Raw genomic sequence first — 15,763 nt, 5'->3', positions numbered from 1 at the left:
AAAATTTTGCTTTTAAGCTATGTGCAATATGATTAAGAGGGTGTTATGCAACAACTCAACGTAACCTTACAACGTCCAATTATCGATAATTTTACCGATATTATTTATCATCAAGTGGTACAAGCCCGTTTAGTGCGACAATTACGTTTATCATTATTAGTCCCAAGAACGGTAAATGTGAAACCTGTGATTATCTATTTCCCCGGTGGTGGATTTCTCTCGGCGGAATATAACAAATTTATCCAAATGCGAATGGCATTAGCCGAGCGAGGATTTGTGGTGGCTTGTGCGGAATATCGGGTTATTCCTGATACCTTTCCTGCTCCTGTACAAGACGGTAAAGCCGCCATTCGTTATTTACGCGCCTTTGCCGACCAATATGGTATCAATCCGCAACAAATAGGGGTATTAGGCGATTCAGCAGGTGGTTGGCTGGCACAAATGTTGGCATTAACCGATGACGAAACTGACTTTCAACAGGGGCAATATTTAAACCAATCCGCACAAGTACAAGCGGCAGTATCTTTATATGGTTTATCTAATCTCCTTAATATTGGTGAGGGCTTAGGGATAACAATAGAAGCTGTACATCAATCTCCAGCAGTAACCGAGGCATTGCTGGTTAATGGCGTTGCCTTTAATCAATTTGCCGGGGCAAATATTGATAGCGATCCTGCTAAAGCCTTATATGCCAGCCCAATGGGGCATCTACAAGGCAATAAGCCCCCTTTATTATTAATGCATGGTGAACAAGATAGATTGGTATCGCCTAAGCAAAGCGAACAGCTTTATCACGCCTTACTCGCTAATCATCAGCCTGTTCAACTGACTACTATACCCCAAGCACAACATGGTGATGAATATTGGTATCAACAAAGCGTTATAGACTATGTTTGCCAATGGTTTATCCAACAATTCGGACTACCTAAACAGCAATGGATTGAGCAAGAGGGGTTGCAAGGAAGGTTATAATTTAAATAAAAGCGTGGGGAAATAATTATCTCCACGCTTTTTATTGATTATTGAGTAATAATTATTTCAAACTACCCACCATATCTTCAGGGCGTACCCATTGGTCAAATTGTTCAGCGGTAACTAAACCTAAATTAATGGCTTCTTCTTTTAAGGTTGTGCCATTTTTATGAGCAGTTTTAGCAATTTTGGCGGCATTTTCATAACCGATATGGGTATTTAATGCGGTAACTAACATCAAAGATTGTTCTAATTGGTGTTTGATTCTTGGATAGTTTGGCTCAATGCCACTAGCACAATGTTCATCAAAAGAAACACAGGCATCAGCTAAAAGTTGAGCAGATTGTAAGAAATTGGCTGCCATGACAGGCTTAAATACATTTAATTGAAAATGCCCTTGTGAACCAGCAAAAGAAATGGTGGTGTCATTACCTAATACTTGTGCACAAACCATAGTTAAGGCTTCACATTGGGTTGGATTGACTTTACCCGGCATAATTGATGAACCCGGTTCATTTTCAGGTATTAGAATTTCGCCAATACCAGAACGTGGACCAGAGGCTAATAAGCGAATATCATTAGCGATTTTAAATAAAGAAACCGCTAATTGTTTTAATGCCCCATGGGTTTCTACCACCGCATCGTGAGTCGCTAATGCCTCAAATTTATTTTCCGCAGTAATAAAAGGTAAGCCAGTAAATTTGGCAATATAATCCGCCACTTTTACATCATAACCTTTCGGGGTATTTAATCCTGTTCCTACCGCTGTTCCGCCTAGGGCTAATTGGCTTAAATGAGGTAAGGTATTTTTTAAGGCACGCAAGCCAAAATCAAGTTGAGCAGCATAGGCTGAAAACTCTTGTCCTAAGGTTAATGGCGTTGCGTCCATTAAATGGGTACGCCCAATTTTTACTACATCTTTAAAGGTTTCTGCTTTACTTGCAAAGGTTTTTTGTAAACGTTCAATACAAGGAATGGTTACTTCCACCACTTTTTTATAAGCGGCAATGTGCATCGCTGTTGGGTAGGTGTCGTTTGATGATTGAGATTTATTTACATCATCATTAGGGTGAATAATGGATTTTTCGCCTAATTTACCGCCGTTAAGCACATGAGCTCGGTTAGCGATGACTTCATTTAGGTTCATATTGGATTGTGTCCCCGAACCTGTTTGCCAAATGACTAAAGGAAATTGATCATCAAGTTGATGAGCTAGAATTTCATCGCAGGCTTGTGCAATGAGATCACGTTTTTCCGCAGGTAATACCCCAAGATCCGTATTGGCATAAGCTGCGGCTTTTTTTAAATAAGCAAAGGCTTCAATAATTTCCTGCGGCATAGAGGCTTCAGGACCGATTTTAAAATTATTGCGTGAACGCTCAGTTTGAGCTGCCCAGTATTTGTCGGCAGGCACTTTAACTTCGCCCATGGTGTCTTTTTCAATACGAAATGTCATAATATTTCCTCTAGGTAAATGAAAAAATCTGATAAAATTCTAACACCTATGAGTTAGAAATAAAATGTAAGAGATAAGGTTTTGTGATTTAGATCATATAAGATAAAGTCGTGCCTCTTTAAAATAATACAGTATTGGTATGCCTAGCCTTATTTTAAATGACGACCGCCATTAACCGCTAAACAAGTGCCAGTAACATAATCACTTTGCATTAAATATTCCACCGCTAAAATCATTTCTTGATAACCACCGCACTTTTGCATTAAGGATTTTTGTTGGGCTTTTTGTTGATAGGCTAGATCGTCATCGGGATTAAAGGCGATCAAGGCAGGGGCGATACTGTTTACTTTGATATGCGGGGCGTATTTTTGGGCAAAACTTTGGGTTAGATTTTCCATGGCAGCTTTGCTTGCGGCATAGGCAATATGCTTGGCACTGCCTTTATGGGCGACATAATCGCTGATATGAATAATATTACTAGTGGATTTTGTCCGTTGTAATAATGGGGCAAGTAGTTGATTGAGTAAATAAGGGGCTTTAACGTGAACTTGTAGCATTTCGTCCATTAATTGACCGAGTTGGTTCATAGGCTGATCCTGTTCCGCTTGCCAGCTAGAGGCGTTATGAATTAAACAGTCTATTTGAGGGCATTGTTGTTGCACTTGCTCGGCAAATTGTATAATGCCTTGTTCAGTGGCAAAGTCGGCTTGTAGGCTGACAACGTTTAAGGCGTGTAATTGTGCCAGTTGTGGATAAAAAGTGCGGTAGGAAATCAGCACATTTTTTCCTTGTTGAGCAAAATGTTGAGCAAGGGCAAAACCAATGCGTTTAGCACCGCCAGTAATCACGATCCAAGATGAATTTAGTTTGGTTGGCATAGTTTTAACTCAGTTAAAAAATCAATAAAAGCACGCACTTTGGCGGGTAAATAACGGCGATGAGGGTACACAACATGAATATCTACGGTGTTTTGTTGATAATCAGGAAGAAGTTCTACCAATTCGCCAGAAGCAAGTTCTTGTTCAATAAGAAAACGTGGTATGTTAATAATACCTAAGCCTGTTTTTGCCATTTCAACTAACACTAAGCCGTTGTTACTAACAAATTTAGAATTTACTTTGGCTTGATAATGTTTTTTGTCTTTTTGCAATTCCCAAATTAGGCTGTAATTAAATTTATAGATAAGACAATCGTGTTGGCTTATTTCATCAGGTGTTGTTGGTGAACCTTTTTGAGCGAGATAGCTTGGCGAGGCAACAATGTGCATGGTAGATGAAGCAATTTTTTTGGCAACCAAGGTATTTTCTGCCAGTTGACCAATGCGTAGAGCAAGATCATAGCCTTCGCCAATTAAATCTACTTTACGATCGGTATATTCAATATTCACATGTAAATTGGGGTGAGCATAGAGAAATTTTGCCAGATTAGGGGTAATAAAACGAACGCCAAATTCTCTCGGTACAGAAATAGATAAATTCCCCTGTAAAGCGGAATTATGATTGGCAATACTGGCGTCCGCTTCTTCTAATTCCATTAAAACAGATAAACAACGTTGATAGTAAATTTGTCCTGCCTCGGTAGGGGTGATCTTGCGAGTGGTACGTTGCAATAAACGGGTTTTAAGTTGTTCCTCAAGTTGAGAAATCAATTTACTGACCATTGCTACGGAAATATTCATTTGTTGTGCCACTTGAGTAAAACTTTGGCTTTCAATGACACGACAAAATACTGAAATCGCATTTAGTTTATCCATTTTATTGCCTTTGGGTTGTAATTATAATTAATCCTTGCTATTGTTGCGCCCAAATCAATTAAATTTTGGCGATATGAGAATTTTGGATAAAAACAGATAAAAATGCAAATAAAACTCTTCATATCTTTTCTTATTATTATCATTAGGAATAAAAATGAGCAAATCATTGGTGATTGTGGAATCTCCAGCTAAAGCGAAGACGATTAATAAATATTTAGGTAAAGATTATATTGTCAAATCAAGTGTGGGGCATATTCGTGATTTACCCACAGCGGGATCTTCTACAGGGGAAAAAGCGAAACCTATTTCCACAAAAGGTTTAAGTGCGGAACAAAAGCAGAAAATTAAGCAGGAAAAAGAGCGTAACGCCTTAGTAAAACGTATGGGGATTGATCCTTATCATGATTGGCAGGCAAATTATCAGATTTTGCCGGGCAAGGAAAAAGTGGTTAGTGAACTTAAAAGCCTTGCTAAAAAAGCGGATCATATTTATTTGGCTACCGATTTGGATAGAGAAGGGGAAGCAATAGCTTGGCATTTAAGAGAAGTGATTGGTGGTGAAGAACAACGTTTTAGTCGTGTGGTGTTCAATGAAATTACCAAAAATGCCATTCAACAAGCCTTTGATAAGCCAGAGCAATTAAATATGGATCGGGTTAATGCTCAACAAACTCGCCGTTTTCTTGATCGAGTGGTGGGTTTTATGGTGTCGCCGTTGTTATGGAAAAAAGTCGCAAGAGGATTATCCGCAGGGCGTGTACAATCCGTTGCGGTAAAATTGTTGGTGGAACGTGAGCGAGAAATTAAAGCCTTTAATCCTGAGGAATATTGGCAAATTTCAGTACAAACACAGACAAGCCAACATCAATTGCTTAATCTTGATGTGGTTGAATATCAAGGTAAAAAATTTGAGGCTAAAAATGAACAACAGGCTCAAACGGCAACAGATTTTCTTGCTCGGGCAGATTATGTGGTTACCTCGTTGGAAACCAAACCCACTAGCTCTCGTCCAAAAGCGCCGTTTATAACCTCAACCTTGCAACAAACCGCTAGCACGAGATTGGGTTTTGGCGTAAAAAAAACCATGATGTTAGCACAACGTTTGTATGAAGCGGGTTATATTACTTATATGCGTACTGACTCCACTAATTTAAGTCAAGACGCATTAACTATGGCAAGAAATTATATCCAAAACCAATTTGGCGAAAATTATTTGCCAGAAAAACCGCACTTTTATTCCAGTAAAGAAAATGCCCAAGAAGCACACGAGGCAATTCGCCCTTCTGATGTGAATACGTTAGCAGAACATTTAAAAGAGATGGATAAAGATGCGGTACGTTTATATGATTTAATTTGGCGGCAGTTTTTGGCTTGTCAAATGCCTGCGGCACAATATGATAGTAGCACTGTTACCGTAATGGCAGGGGAGTATGAACTAAGAACCAAAGGACGGATTTTACGCTTTGACGGTTGGACAAAGGTATTGCCTGCCTTGAATAAATCGGCAGAGGATAAAGAACTTCCAGCTTTAACCATTAACGAGAAATTGCAGCTCAAGGTCGTTCAACCTGAGCAATTATTTACTAAACCGCCAGCTAGATTTACTGAGGCATCTTTAGTAAAAGAACTTGAAAAACGCGGAATTGGTCGCCCTTCTACTTATGCCACCATTATTTCTACTATTCAAGAACGTGGTTATGTGCGTAGTGAGAACCGCCGTTTTTATGCGGAAAAAATGGGCGAGATTGTTACCGATCGCCTTAATCAATCCTTTGCTGAATTGATGAATTATGATTTCACTGCCAATATGGAAGATGTATTGGATCAAATTGCCAAGGGAAATAAAAATTGGAAAACAGAATTAAATCAATTCTTTAAAGATTTTTCCTCGCAATTAAGCCAAGCGGAGCTTGATGAACTTGAAGGTGGAATGAAACCTAATAGCCTTGTGCCAACAGAAATTAGTTGCCCAACTTGTGGACGACCTATGGCAATTCGTACCGCCAGCACAGGGGTATTTTTAGGCTGTACAGGTTATGCTCTGCCAGTAAAAGAGCGGTGTAAAACCACGATGAATTTAATTCCTGAGGCAGAGTTGCTGAATGTGCTTGATGATGCTAGCGAAACCAAAGCCCTAATGGCACGCAAACGTTGTCCTAAATGTGGTTCGGCAATGGATAGTTACCTTATTGATGGACAACGTAAATTGCACATTTGTGGTAATAATCCGAATTGTGATGGTTATATCGTTGAACAAGGTAGCTTTAAAATCAAAGGCTATGACGGTCCAGTGGTGGAATGTGATAAATGTGGTGCGGATATGCACTTAAAATTAGGGCGTTTTGGCAAGTATATGGCTTGCACAAACTGCGATAATACACGCAAAATCCTAAAAAATGGCGAGGTTGCACCACCAAAAGAAGATCCAATTCCATTCCCTGAATTGAAATGTGAAAAATCTGATGCGTATTTTGTGTTGCGTGATGGGGCAAGTGGGGTGTTTATGTCGGCACATAACTTCCCTAAATCTCGTGAAACCCGGGCGGCAAAAGTGGCAGAGTTAGCACAATATGCTGAGCGTTTACCTGAAAAATTAGCCTATCTTGCTCAAGCTCCACAACAAGATCCCGAGGGAAATGCGGCAATAATTCGTTTTAGTCGTAAAGAAAAACGTCAATATGTTACTTCGGAAAAAGAGGGTAAAGCCACCAAATGGCGTGTAGATTATATTGATGGAAAATGGGTTGAAATAGCAAAATAAATGTTGATTGCATAAATGTTTAAGGCATTATACTTCTACCAGTATAATGCCTTTTGTTTATATAGTCGTCCCACTTTAAAATGATACAGCGTTGGTACGTCTCGCCGTACTACTTGTACTGTCTTTGACGTACCGCCTTGTCTCATTTTAAATTGAAACGACTATAGCTTATTGTTGCCAATAAGCACGTTTGGCTTTTTGTAGTTTTTCATAAGCGGCGAGCAGTTTTTGATGGGCGGTAAATTGTTGCAAATGTTCATCATCGGCTAGTAAATCATAGAATGGACTTGCTTTACCTTGAATAGCTTGCCAAGCGGCAGTAACAGCGTTTTCCCCATACATTTTTTCAAATACGCTACGGTATTGTTGTGGGTCTCGCTGGTTATCAAGATAAAGTTCAAGAGATTGGATTAGACAACGATAATAATTGGCTCGTTCTGGGGTAAACACCGAGCTATTCATACTGATTGTCCAATTTGCCCAATCAAGTGCTTCATCAAGTTGCCCTAAGGCAAGGTGTAACATTGATTTTAGTTCGCCAATGCGTAAGGTTACCCAGCCTGATTTAGGTGGCGGAACAATACCAATAAATTCACGCACTCGGGTAGCATCATCAATACCTTGTTCATCAAGTTCATCAAGCAATTCTTGGTAAGTGGCTTTATCGTGGTGGAAATGTGGTAGATCAAGTAAAATTTCTCGCCACGCCATACCCATATTATTATTGGCATAAATCAAATCATCTTGCGGATAAATATCCGACATACTTGGCACGATAATACGGCAAGCATAAACACCAAGGTGGTTATAATCCATAATATAGACTTCTTTGCCTAGTTGATTAAATATCCGCATAAGGTTTTGATATTCTTGTTCAGTCGTGCCAGAAAAATCCCAATCCACAAAGGCAAAATCAGGAGTTTGTTTAAACAGATCCCAAGAAATAAGCCCACTTGAGTCAATAAAATGGGTTTCAAGGTTAGCATGTTCCGCCACATCATCATTATCAAATGAAGGAGCAGTAAAGACATCAAGATCTTTTAAGCTACGCCCTTGTAATAATTCGGTAACCGTACGTTCTAAAGCTACTTGGAAATTTGGGTGAGCCCCAAAAGAGGCAAAACAAGTACCATTTTGCGGATTTAACAAAATCACACAAATAACAGGATATTTACCGCCTAATGACGCATCATAAGCCAAAATCGGAAATCCCTCTTGTTCAAGTTTAGCGATAGAGGCTTGAATAGAGGGATAACGAGCCATAACCTCCGCAGGAATTTCGGGTAGGCTAATGGCTTCGGCGATAATTTTGTTTTTCACATAACGCTCAAATACCTCAGATAAACCTTGTACACGGGCTTCATACTGTGTATTACCCGCTGACATACCATTGGACACATAAAGATTAGCGATAATACTTTGTGGAATATACACCACTTGCTCATCGCTTTGGCGAACATAAGGCAAGGCAACAATTCCTCGTTGTTCATTGCCTGATTGTAAATCAATTAATAAATCAGGGGTTAATGCCTCTTCAGGATCGTAATAAGCACGCAGATAATCGTCCAAAATGCCTGCTGGAAGTTGCTCTGGATCATCAATAGCAAACCATTTTTCGTTGGGATAATGGACAAACTCGCCCTGAGCAATATCTTGCCCTAAATAATAATCAGCAAAGAAATAATTGGTGGATAAACGTTCAAAATATTCCCCCAAGGCAGAGGCTAACGCCGATTTTTGGCTTGCCCCTTTGCCATTGGAAAAACATTGCGGACAATCAGCATCACGTAAATGCACTGACCATACATTAGGCACTGGATTAAGCCAAGAGGCTTGCTCAATATTAAAACCAAGTGCGGTCAGTTTTTGCTGAAATTTTTCAATACTTTCTTCAAGGGCGGCATCTTTGCCAGGGATAAAGGTTTGTTCTGTCATCTGATTAAGATCCTTTTTTATGGTATAAGTGAGGCATAATAGAGAATTTTGCTTAGGACTTCAAGGGGATTTATTGGTTAATCAAATGGTTAGGGGAATGTGATGTGAGATTAATTATTTTGCTCTTTATTTAAAGGGCGGTAAGGGATTATTTTTCTCTGATCTCATTGATGGTTTTCGTTATTAGGGTTTTTCTCTACTTTCAGAAAATAGGGGGGAGGATGATATAGGGTTGAATAATTGAAAGGGATGATTAAGTAATATGTAAAACTAACACAGACCTTAATTATCTGTTTTCTATTCCCTATGTTTTCATTAAAATTTTTACTAAAACACCATTCCCAAAATCGTTGTTATCCTGTATAATCCCGCCGCAATATTTTTTAACATTAACCTTCCATAAAGAGAGATATTGCAATGCTTAGAGTAGTCAAAGAAGCCTTAACATTTGATGATGTTTTGCTCGTTCCAGCCCATTCAACGGTGCTTCCTAATACCGCTGATTTATCCACTCAACTGACTAAAACCATTCGTTTAAATATTCCAATGTTATCCGCTGCTATGGATACCGTTACCGAGGCTCGTTTAGCCATTTCATTGGCTCAAGAGGGCGGTATTGGTTTTATTCATAAAAATATGTCTATTGAACGCCAAGCGGATCGTGTGCGTAAAGTGAAAAAATTTGAAAGTGGTATTGTCAGCGATCCTGTTACTGTTCGTCCAGATATGACGTTAAAACAAGTGGCTGAATTAGTTGAAAAAAATAAATTCGCAGGTTATCCCGTTACCTTAGCAAATGGTGATTTGGTGGGGATTGTTACAGGGCGTGATACCCGTTTTGTGTCGGATTTAACTTTACCTGTGAGTGCGGTAATGACGCCGAAAGAACGTTTAGTGACTATTCGTGAAAATGCCCCTCGTGAACAAATTTTTGAATTAATGCATAAACACCGCATTGAAAAAGTATTAGTGGTTGATGAGCAATTTAAATTAAAAGGTATGGTTACCTTAAAAGATTTCCAAAAATCGGAACAAAAACCTAATGCTTGTAAAGATGAATTTGGTCGTTTGCGTGTTGGTGCGGCAGTGGGCGCTGGGGCTGGTAACGAAGAGCGGATTGAGGCATTAGTGCAAGCGGGCGTTGATGTGTTATTGATTGACTCTTCGCACGGTCATTCTGAGGGGGTATTACAGCGTGTGCGTGAAACGCGGGCGAAATACCCTGATTTGCCAATTATTGCAGGCAATGTGGCAACAGCAGAGGGAGCGATTGCTTTGGCAGATGCGGGGGCAAGTGCGGTCAAAGTGGGAATTGGTCCGGGATCAATTTGTACTACGCGTATTGTTACTGGGGTGGGCGTGCCACAAATTACTGCCATTGCGGATGCGGCGGCTGCCCTAAAAGAACGTGGTATTCCTGTGATTGCTGACGGCGGTATTCGTTTCTCTGGTGATATTGCTAAAGCCATTGCGGCAGGGGCATCTTGCGTGATGGTGGGGTCAATGTTTGCAGGAACAGAAGAAGCGCCAGGAGAGATTGAACTTTACCAAGGACGTGCCTTCAAATCTTATCGTGGAATGGGATCACTGGGGGCAATGGCAAAAGGCTCTTCCGATCGCTATTTCCAAACCGATAATGCTGCTGATAAGTTAGTGCCTGAGGGCATTGAGGGGCGTATTGCCTATAAAGGTTATTTAAAAGAAATTATTCATCAACAAATGGGTGGTTTACGCTCTTGTATGGGCTTAACGGGCTGTGCTACTATTGACGAATTGCGTACCAAAGCACAATTTGTTCGTATCAGCGGTGCGGGTATTAAAGAAAGCCATGTACATGATGTGGCAATTACCAAAGAAGCACCGAATTATAGAATGGGCTAATTTTTAATTAAGTGGGCAATGATGCCCACTTTACTGTTTTAGAGAGAAACAAAATGAGCAGAACATTTTATATTGAAAATAAAAAAAGGTTATTCAGAAAAAGAACAGTTATGACGCCCGCTCAAGTTCTACCCTTAGTAGAAAACTTATCTGTTTATGATTTTCCGCTTGATGAAGAAGAATATCAACAATTATTGGCTGCACCTTTAAGCCAATTTGTTGCTTTACAACTTGGGGTTGAAGGAAAAAGTAGTCGTTGTTTTGAATTAGCTTATGATGATGAAACGGCAAATTACTCAGTGAGAGTATTAACACCCAGTACCAAATCTGATTGGCAAATTGCTTTACATTTTACTGAACAGTTAGCAAAACAGTTGAAAAGTCCAATTATTGATGAAGATGGAAATATTTATCATGCTCATATTAGTTATGATTATGAAAAAGATATTTTATTTGGTTTAAATGTCTTAATGAATGACAAAAATGATCGTCCTATTTTGCAAGGTATTCATCATCCAATCTGTTTTTCAGCCGAAATGATAGAAAATATTAATAATGCCGATGATAAACTTGTAGAGTTTGAGAAAGTTTTTTATGAAAATCAATATGTTGATGGCTATTTTGCTAAACAACGATTTTATAATAATGAAGATAAAGTAATTGGTGCATATTCTCTTACACAAGAGAATAAAACTATTTTACCCTTTAAACCAGAAATAGAATGGCAATATTTAAATGAAATATCAGAGGATGATATTGATAAATGGATAATTACATTAGTGTCATTTGAAGACGAAAATGATGGTAGTACATATTATGTACTTGGCAAATTGGATTATCATCAATTTATACAAAAATTACCGAACGATAAGTATCGTTATATTGATGGTAAATATATTTTAATTGAGCCTCTTTCTCAAACGGAATTACAAAATTTTATTACTGAATAGAGATATAAAATGAATAACATACACAATCATAAAATTTTAATTTTAGACTTTGGTTCTCAATATACCCAACTAATTGCTCGCCGAGTGCGGGAAATTGGCATATATTGTGAATTGTGGGCGTGGGACGTCAGCGAACAGGATATTCGTGATTTCAATCCTAACGGTATTATCTTATCGGGCGGGCCTGAAAGCACCACCGCTGAAAATAGCCCCCGAGCTCCTGAATATGTGTTTAACGCTGGTGTGCCTGTGTTAGGTATTTGTTATGGTATGCAAACCATGGCAATGCAATTAGGCGGTTTAACTGAAAACTCTGAGCATCGTGAATTTGGCTATGCGGCAGTTTCGTTGCAAAATCCAACCGCACTTTTTGCTGGTTTAGATGACGGTGAGCATCAATTAGATGTTTGGATGAGCCATGGCGATAAAGTTACGCAATTACCACCGCACTTTCAAATTACAGGTATCACGCCAACTTGCCCGATTGCGGCAATGTCCGATGAAAATCGTCATTTCTACGGCGTACAATTTCACCCCGAAGTTACCCATACCAAGAGCGGTCTAAAATTGCTACAAAATTTTGTGGTAAACATTTGTGGTTGTGCGACTAATTGGACTGCAGAAAATATTATTGAAGATGCTGTTGCTCGCATTAAAGCTCAAGTAGGCGATGACGAAGTCATTTTAGGCTTATCTGGTGGCGTGGATTCTTCGGTTACCGCATTATTATTACACCGTGCTATCGGCAAAAATTTACACTGCGTTTTCGTGGATAACGGCTTATTACGCCTAAATGAAGCGGATCAAGTGATGGCAATGTTTGGCGATAAGTTTGGTTTAAACATTATTCGTGTTGATGCGGAACAACGTTTCTTAGATGCCCTAGCAGGGATTGATGAACCTGAAGCAAAACGCAAAACCATAGGTAAAGTCTTTGTTGATGTGTTTGATGATGAAGCCAAAAAACTGAGTAAGGTCAAATGGCTGGCTCAAGGTACGATTTACCCTGATGTAATAGAATCAGCCGCCAGCAAAACAGGCAAAGCTCACGTGATCAAATCTCATCATAATGTCGGCGGTTTACCTGATTATATGAAATTAGGCTTGGTTGAGCCATTGCGTGAGTTATTTAAAGATGAAGTGCGTAAAATTGGTTTAGCCCTTGGTTTACCAGCGGAAATGCTCAATCGCCACCCATTCCCTGGTCCAGGTTTAGGCGTGCGTGTGCTGGGCGAAATCAAAAAAGAATATTGCGATTTATTACGCAAAGCCGATGCGATTTTCATTGAAGAGCTTTACAAAGCGGATTGGTACTACAAAGTAAGCCAAGCCTTTACCGTCTTCCTACCCGTTAAATCCGTAGGGGTAATGGGCGATGGACGTAAATACGACTGGGTAGTATCATTGCGTGCAGTAGAAACCATTGATTTTATGACCGCCCATTGGGCACACTTGCCTTATGACTTGCTCGGCAAAATCTCTAACCGCATTATTAACGAAGTTGATGGCATTTCTCGTGTGGTTTATGATATATCAGGTAAGCCACCAGCGACTATTGAGTGGGAATAAAACATACGCATTTCAATGATATTCAATTCATTTCAAAAATAGCTAAAAGCCTTGTTGCCACAAGGCTTTTCTATTTCTTCCTATTTCACTCTATTTCATATTATTTTAATTTTTTGTCGGTTATTTTGACGGTAAAGGCTTGCGCTATTCAAGAAAAAGATCAAAAATACCGTCAAATATATGACGGTAAAAATGACAGAAAATGCTAACAGATACAAAAATCAAATCTTTAAAACCCAAAGATAAAGTTTACAAAGTTTCAGATCGTGATGGGCTTTATGTTACGGTGTCCGTTGCTGGCACTATCACTTTTCGCTACGACTATCGCATAAACGGTAGGCGAGAAACGCTAACTATTGGTCGTTATGGTGCTGATGGTATTAATCTTGCTGAAGCTCGTGAACGTTTAATGATTGCACGTAAACAGGTAAGCGAGGGGATTTCTCCAGCAGGAAAAAAACGTGCGGAACGCAATCAAATTCGTAATGCAGATCGCTTTTATGTATTTGCAGAAAAGTATCTGGCAGAAGTGCAGTTAGCTGAAAGTACAAAGGCTTTACGGATAGCAACATATGAGAGGGATATTAAAAATACCTTTGGAAATCGTTTGATGACCGAAATTACAATGGATGAGATTCGTCGCCATTGTGAGCAAATTAAAGAGCGTGGAGCTCCCTCTACGGCAATTTTAGTGCGTGATTTAATTGCAAATATTTATCGATATGCTATTCAAAGGGGTCATAAGTTTATTAACCCTGCTGACGACATTTCTAATTCATCAATTGTAACATTTAAGAAACGTGAACGAACATTAAGCCCAAGAGAAATTCATTTATTTTTTACTGCTCTTGAGAAAACTCAGTCTGATTTTGCTTTAAAAAAGGCTTTGAAGTTTATTTTGTTAACGCTAGTAAGGAAAAGTGAGCTAATTAATGCTACTTGGGATGAAATTAATTTTAAACATAAAGTTTGGACTATTCCTGCTAATATAGTAAAATCTAATTAAATACGCTACAATATTCACATGGCATACTCAAAAGACCACCGACAAATGATATTAGCCAAACTCAAAGGTGGCGCAAGCTTTCGAGAATTGGCACAAGCGTTTCAGCTCAGTACCAATACCATCCAGAGATGGAAGAAAAAACCTGAACGAAAGAAACGTATTGTTAAACCTTATAAGATTGATAATGACCTCCTCAAAGCGGATGTTGAGGCTTATCCCGATGATTATCAATGGCAGCGAGCACAGCGTTTAGGTTGTAGCCAAAATGCCATTTGTACGGCTTTGAAAAGGCTAGGAATAACGCGTAAAAAAAGACGTTAGCGCATTCTCAAGCAGATACTGAAAAACGAAAGTCTTTTCTTAATGCGCTAAAAGCATTTAAAAAAGCGGGAAGAAAAATCATTTATTTAGATGAGAGCGGCTTTAAAATGCATGACAACAGACTGCATGGGTATGCTCAAAGAGGTAAGCCTTGTCTTAGCCAGTATAACTGGCAACTTAAAAACCAGAGTAATGTCATCGGTGCTGTACTTAATCAACAGCTGTTTGCTGTGGGGCTGTATGATTGTAGTATTAATAGCGATGTTTTTCATGGTTGGGTCGAGCAGTTATTACTTCCGCAACTTCCTGATAACAGTGTTATTGTGATGGATAATGCCGCTTTTCATAAAGGTTCAGACACAAAAGCATTGATAGAAGCCGCGGGGCACACCATTCTCTGGCTCCCACCTTACAGTCCTGACCTTAATCCAATTGAACGTACTTGGGCTTGGATAAAGCAAAAACGCAAAGAATGGCAGTTAAATTGCATCGACCGTTTATTCTTTTATTTTATGTGGTTGTGTGGCGATTTTTAATGGGTTTTACTATATACACCACAACTATTCATTTTGATTAAATCACTATATTTCATAAGGTTTTCCTTCTTTGTTGATTAAACATTCTCAATAAAATCTTTACTAAATCTTGATCTTATGATTCTGATGCGTGTTTCTTTCGCCTTATCTATGGCAACCTGCCACATCTGCAACGCCGCCCCAATATCATCACAATCCAGCATTTCTAAGCAGTCCATCATTAAATTAATACTGATATTAATCTGCTCTTTTAAATCCAACTTGCTATTAACGTCCATTCTCCACTCCTTTCCAATGTAAGCAAAACGCCATACGGTTTAAGCAATAGTCTTGATTTTGCGGATTTTGGGCTAAACTTGCCGATTTTCGCCATAATTCTGCGGCATAACTCAAGTCGCCAGCCTTTTCTACTTCTGCCGCCAGTTGGCTTAATTGTTTAAAGTCGTGTTTCATCTTTTCTCCTTATTTGCGTGGTTAAAACACATTCCAAACGCCTCTTAACAGAGCTTTAAAAGGCGTTTAAATGGGCTTTAAACTATTTATCCTATGAAGTTAAGAATACATATAATGCATATACAACCTAAACCAAATGCAAGAGGAATTAAAAATGCTCCCATAACAAT

General features: G+C 39.1%; 13 protein-coding genes and 1 pseudogene. 8 read left to right on the top strand and 6 right to left on the bottom strand.

Annotation, left to right across the window (positions count from 1 at the left end; genetic code table 11):
* Nucleotides 1-45 precede the first annotated feature (45 nt).
* On the top strand, nt 46-972 hold the full coding sequence (locus A6A20_RS02195) for an alpha/beta hydrolase fold domain-containing protein (RefSeq protein WP_279571932.1): 927 nt from the start codon (nt 46-48) through the stop codon (nt 970-972).
* A gap of 61 nt (nt 973-1,033) precedes the next feature.
* Here A6A20_RS02195 and fumC read toward each other — a convergent pair whose 3' ends face one another.
* The 3 genes from fumC to A6A20_RS02180 all read right to left on the bottom strand — a co-directional run bounded on the left by fumC (nt 1,034) and on the right by A6A20_RS02180 (nt 4,181).
* The gene (gene fumC, locus A6A20_RS02190) at nt 1,034-2,428 is read right to left on the bottom strand and encodes a class II fumarate hydratase (protein ID WP_279571931.1); all 1,395 of its coding nucleotides are present in this window, start codon (nt 2,426-2,428) and stop codon (nt 1,034-1,036) included.
* 149 nt (nt 2,429-2,577) lie between these two features.
* The gene (folM, locus tag A6A20_RS02185; protein ID WP_279571930.1) at nt 2,578-3,306 is read right to left on the bottom strand and encodes a dihydromonapterin reductase; all 729 of its coding nucleotides are present in this window, start codon (nt 3,304-3,306) and stop codon (nt 2,578-2,580) included.
* Nucleotides 3,291-4,181 carry a LysR family transcriptional regulator gene (locus A6A20_RS02180; RefSeq protein ID WP_279571929.1) on the bottom strand — a complete coding sequence of 297 codons (891 nt, stop codon included), beginning with the start codon at nt 4,179-4,181 and terminating at the stop codon, nt 3,291-3,293. Before A6A20_RS02180 ends, folM begins: the two co-directional genes overlap by 16 nt.
* Before the next feature lie 154 nt (nt 4,182-4,335).
* Here A6A20_RS02180 and topA point away from each other — a divergent pair, with 154 nt between their 5' ends.
* Entirely contained in the window at nt 4,336-6,942 is a 2,607-nt protein-coding gene (gene topA / locus A6A20_RS02175) for a type I DNA topoisomerase (protein WP_279571928.1), read from the top strand.
* Between the two features lie 168 nt (nt 6,943-7,110).
* On the opposite strand, the gene ycaO is transcribed toward topA, so the two are convergent.
* Nucleotides 7,111-8,877 (bottom strand): 30S ribosomal protein S12 methylthiotransferase accessory factor YcaO, encoded by a 1,767-nt coding sequence (ycaO, locus tag A6A20_RS02170; RefSeq protein WP_279571927.1) that lies wholly within the window; start codon nt 8,875-8,877, stop codon nt 7,111-7,113.
* Between the two features lie 417 nt (nt 8,878-9,294).
* On the opposite strand from ycaO, the gene guaB reads away from it, so the two are divergent.
* From guaB to A6A20_RS02140, 6 genes and pseudogenes are all read left to right on the top strand, one after another.
* Nucleotides 9,295-10,758 (top strand): IMP dehydrogenase, encoded by a 1,464-nt coding sequence (gene guaB / locus A6A20_RS02165; protein WP_279571926.1) that lies wholly within the window; start codon nt 9,295-9,297, stop codon nt 10,756-10,758.
* Between the two features lie 53 nt (nt 10,759-10,811).
* Nucleotides 10,812-11,708 (top strand): DUF4299 family protein, encoded by an 897-nt coding sequence (locus tag A6A20_RS02160; protein WP_279571925.1) that lies wholly within the window; start codon nt 10,812-10,814, stop codon nt 11,706-11,708.
* A 9-nt stretch (nt 11,709-11,717) separates the two neighbouring features.
* Nucleotides 11,718-13,277 (top strand): glutamine-hydrolyzing GMP synthase, encoded by a 1,560-nt coding sequence (guaA, locus tag A6A20_RS02155; protein ID WP_279571924.1) that lies wholly within the window; start codon nt 11,718-11,720, stop codon nt 13,275-13,277.
* A gap of 202 nt (nt 13,278-13,479) precedes the next feature.
* Entirely contained in the window at nt 13,480-14,283 is an 804-nt protein-coding gene (locus tag A6A20_RS02150) for a tyrosine-type recombinase/integrase (RefSeq protein ID WP_279571923.1), read from the top strand.
* A gap of 18 nt (nt 14,284-14,301) precedes the next feature.
* Complete coding sequence (locus tag A6A20_RS02145; RefSeq protein ID WP_279571922.1) at nt 14,302-14,604, top strand: IS630 transposase-related protein; 303 nt, start codon at nt 14,302-14,304, stop codon at nt 14,602-14,604.
* Between the two features lie 11 nt (nt 14,605-14,615).
* Nucleotides 14,616-15,140: pseudogene (locus tag A6A20_RS02140) on the top strand (IS630 family transposase); the annotation flags it as partial.
* Nucleotides 15,141-15,217: 77 nt separating this feature from the next.
* Here the strand turns inward: A6A20_RS02140 and A6A20_RS02135 are convergent.
* Both A6A20_RS02135 and A6A20_RS02130 read right to left on the bottom strand, forming a co-directional pair.
* On the bottom strand, nt 15,218-15,418 hold the full coding sequence (locus A6A20_RS02135) for a hypothetical protein (RefSeq protein WP_279571921.1): 201 nt from the start codon (nt 15,416-15,418) through the stop codon (nt 15,218-15,220).
* Nucleotides 15,408-15,593, bottom strand: coding sequence for an ANR family transcriptional regulator (locus A6A20_RS02130; protein ID WP_279571920.1), 186 nt, complete (start codon nt 15,591-15,593; stop codon nt 15,408-15,410). Before A6A20_RS02130 ends, A6A20_RS02135 begins: the two co-directional genes overlap by 11 nt.
* Between the last annotated feature and the right edge of the window lie 170 nt (nt 15,594-15,763).

This window comes from Volucribacter amazonae (genome assembly GCF_029783845.1).
In the GTDB taxonomy this organism is placed as follows: Bacteria; Pseudomonadota; Gammaproteobacteria; order Enterobacterales; family Pasteurellaceae; genus Volucribacter; species Volucribacter amazonae.
Note: the sequence above shows the minus strand (reverse complement) of the source record. Positions and strands in the feature narration are given on the sequence as shown.

Excerpts from the sequence above, each read along its gene's own strand:
- A6A20_RS02195 (WP_279571932.1), top strand. The coding sequence starts at position 46 with ATGCAACAACTCAACGTAACCTTACAACGTCCAATTATCGATAATTTT.
- fumC (WP_279571931.1), bottom strand. The coding sequence starts at position 2,428 with ATGACATTTCGTATTGAAAAAGACACCATGGGCGAAGTTAAAGTGCCT.
- folM (WP_279571930.1), bottom strand. The coding sequence starts at position 3,306 with ATGCCAACCAAACTAAATTCATCTTGGATCGTGATTACTGGCGGTGCT.
- A6A20_RS02180 (WP_279571929.1), bottom strand. The coding sequence starts at position 4,181 with ATGGATAAACTAAATGCGATTTCAGTATTTTGTCGTGTCATTGAAAGC.
- topA (WP_279571928.1), top strand. The coding sequence starts at position 4,336 with ATGAGCAAATCATTGGTGATTGTGGAATCTCCAGCTAAAGCGAAGACG.
- ycaO (WP_279571927.1), bottom strand. The coding sequence starts at position 8,877 with ATGACAGAACAAACCTTTATCCCTGGCAAAGATGCCGCCCTTGAAGAA.
- guaB (WP_279571926.1), top strand. The coding sequence starts at position 9,295 with ATGCTTAGAGTAGTCAAAGAAGCCTTAACATTTGATGATGTTTTGCTC.
- A6A20_RS02160 (WP_279571925.1), top strand. The coding sequence starts at position 10,812 with ATGAGCAGAACATTTTATATTGAAAATAAAAAAAGGTTATTCAGAAAA.
- guaA (WP_279571924.1), top strand. The coding sequence starts at position 11,718 with ATGAATAACATACACAATCATAAAATTTTAATTTTAGACTTTGGTTCT.
- A6A20_RS02150 (WP_279571923.1), top strand. The coding sequence starts at position 13,480 with ATGCTAACAGATACAAAAATCAAATCTTTAAAACCCAAAGATAAAGTT.
- A6A20_RS02145 (WP_279571922.1), top strand. The coding sequence starts at position 14,302 with ATGGCATACTCAAAAGACCACCGACAAATGATATTAGCCAAACTCAAA.
- A6A20_RS02135 (WP_279571921.1), bottom strand. The coding sequence starts at position 15,418 with ATGGACGTTAATAGCAAGTTGGATTTAAAAGAGCAGATTAATATCAGT.
- A6A20_RS02130 (WP_279571920.1), bottom strand. The coding sequence starts at position 15,593 with ATGAAACACGACTTTAAACAATTAAGCCAACTGGCGGCAGAAGTAGAA.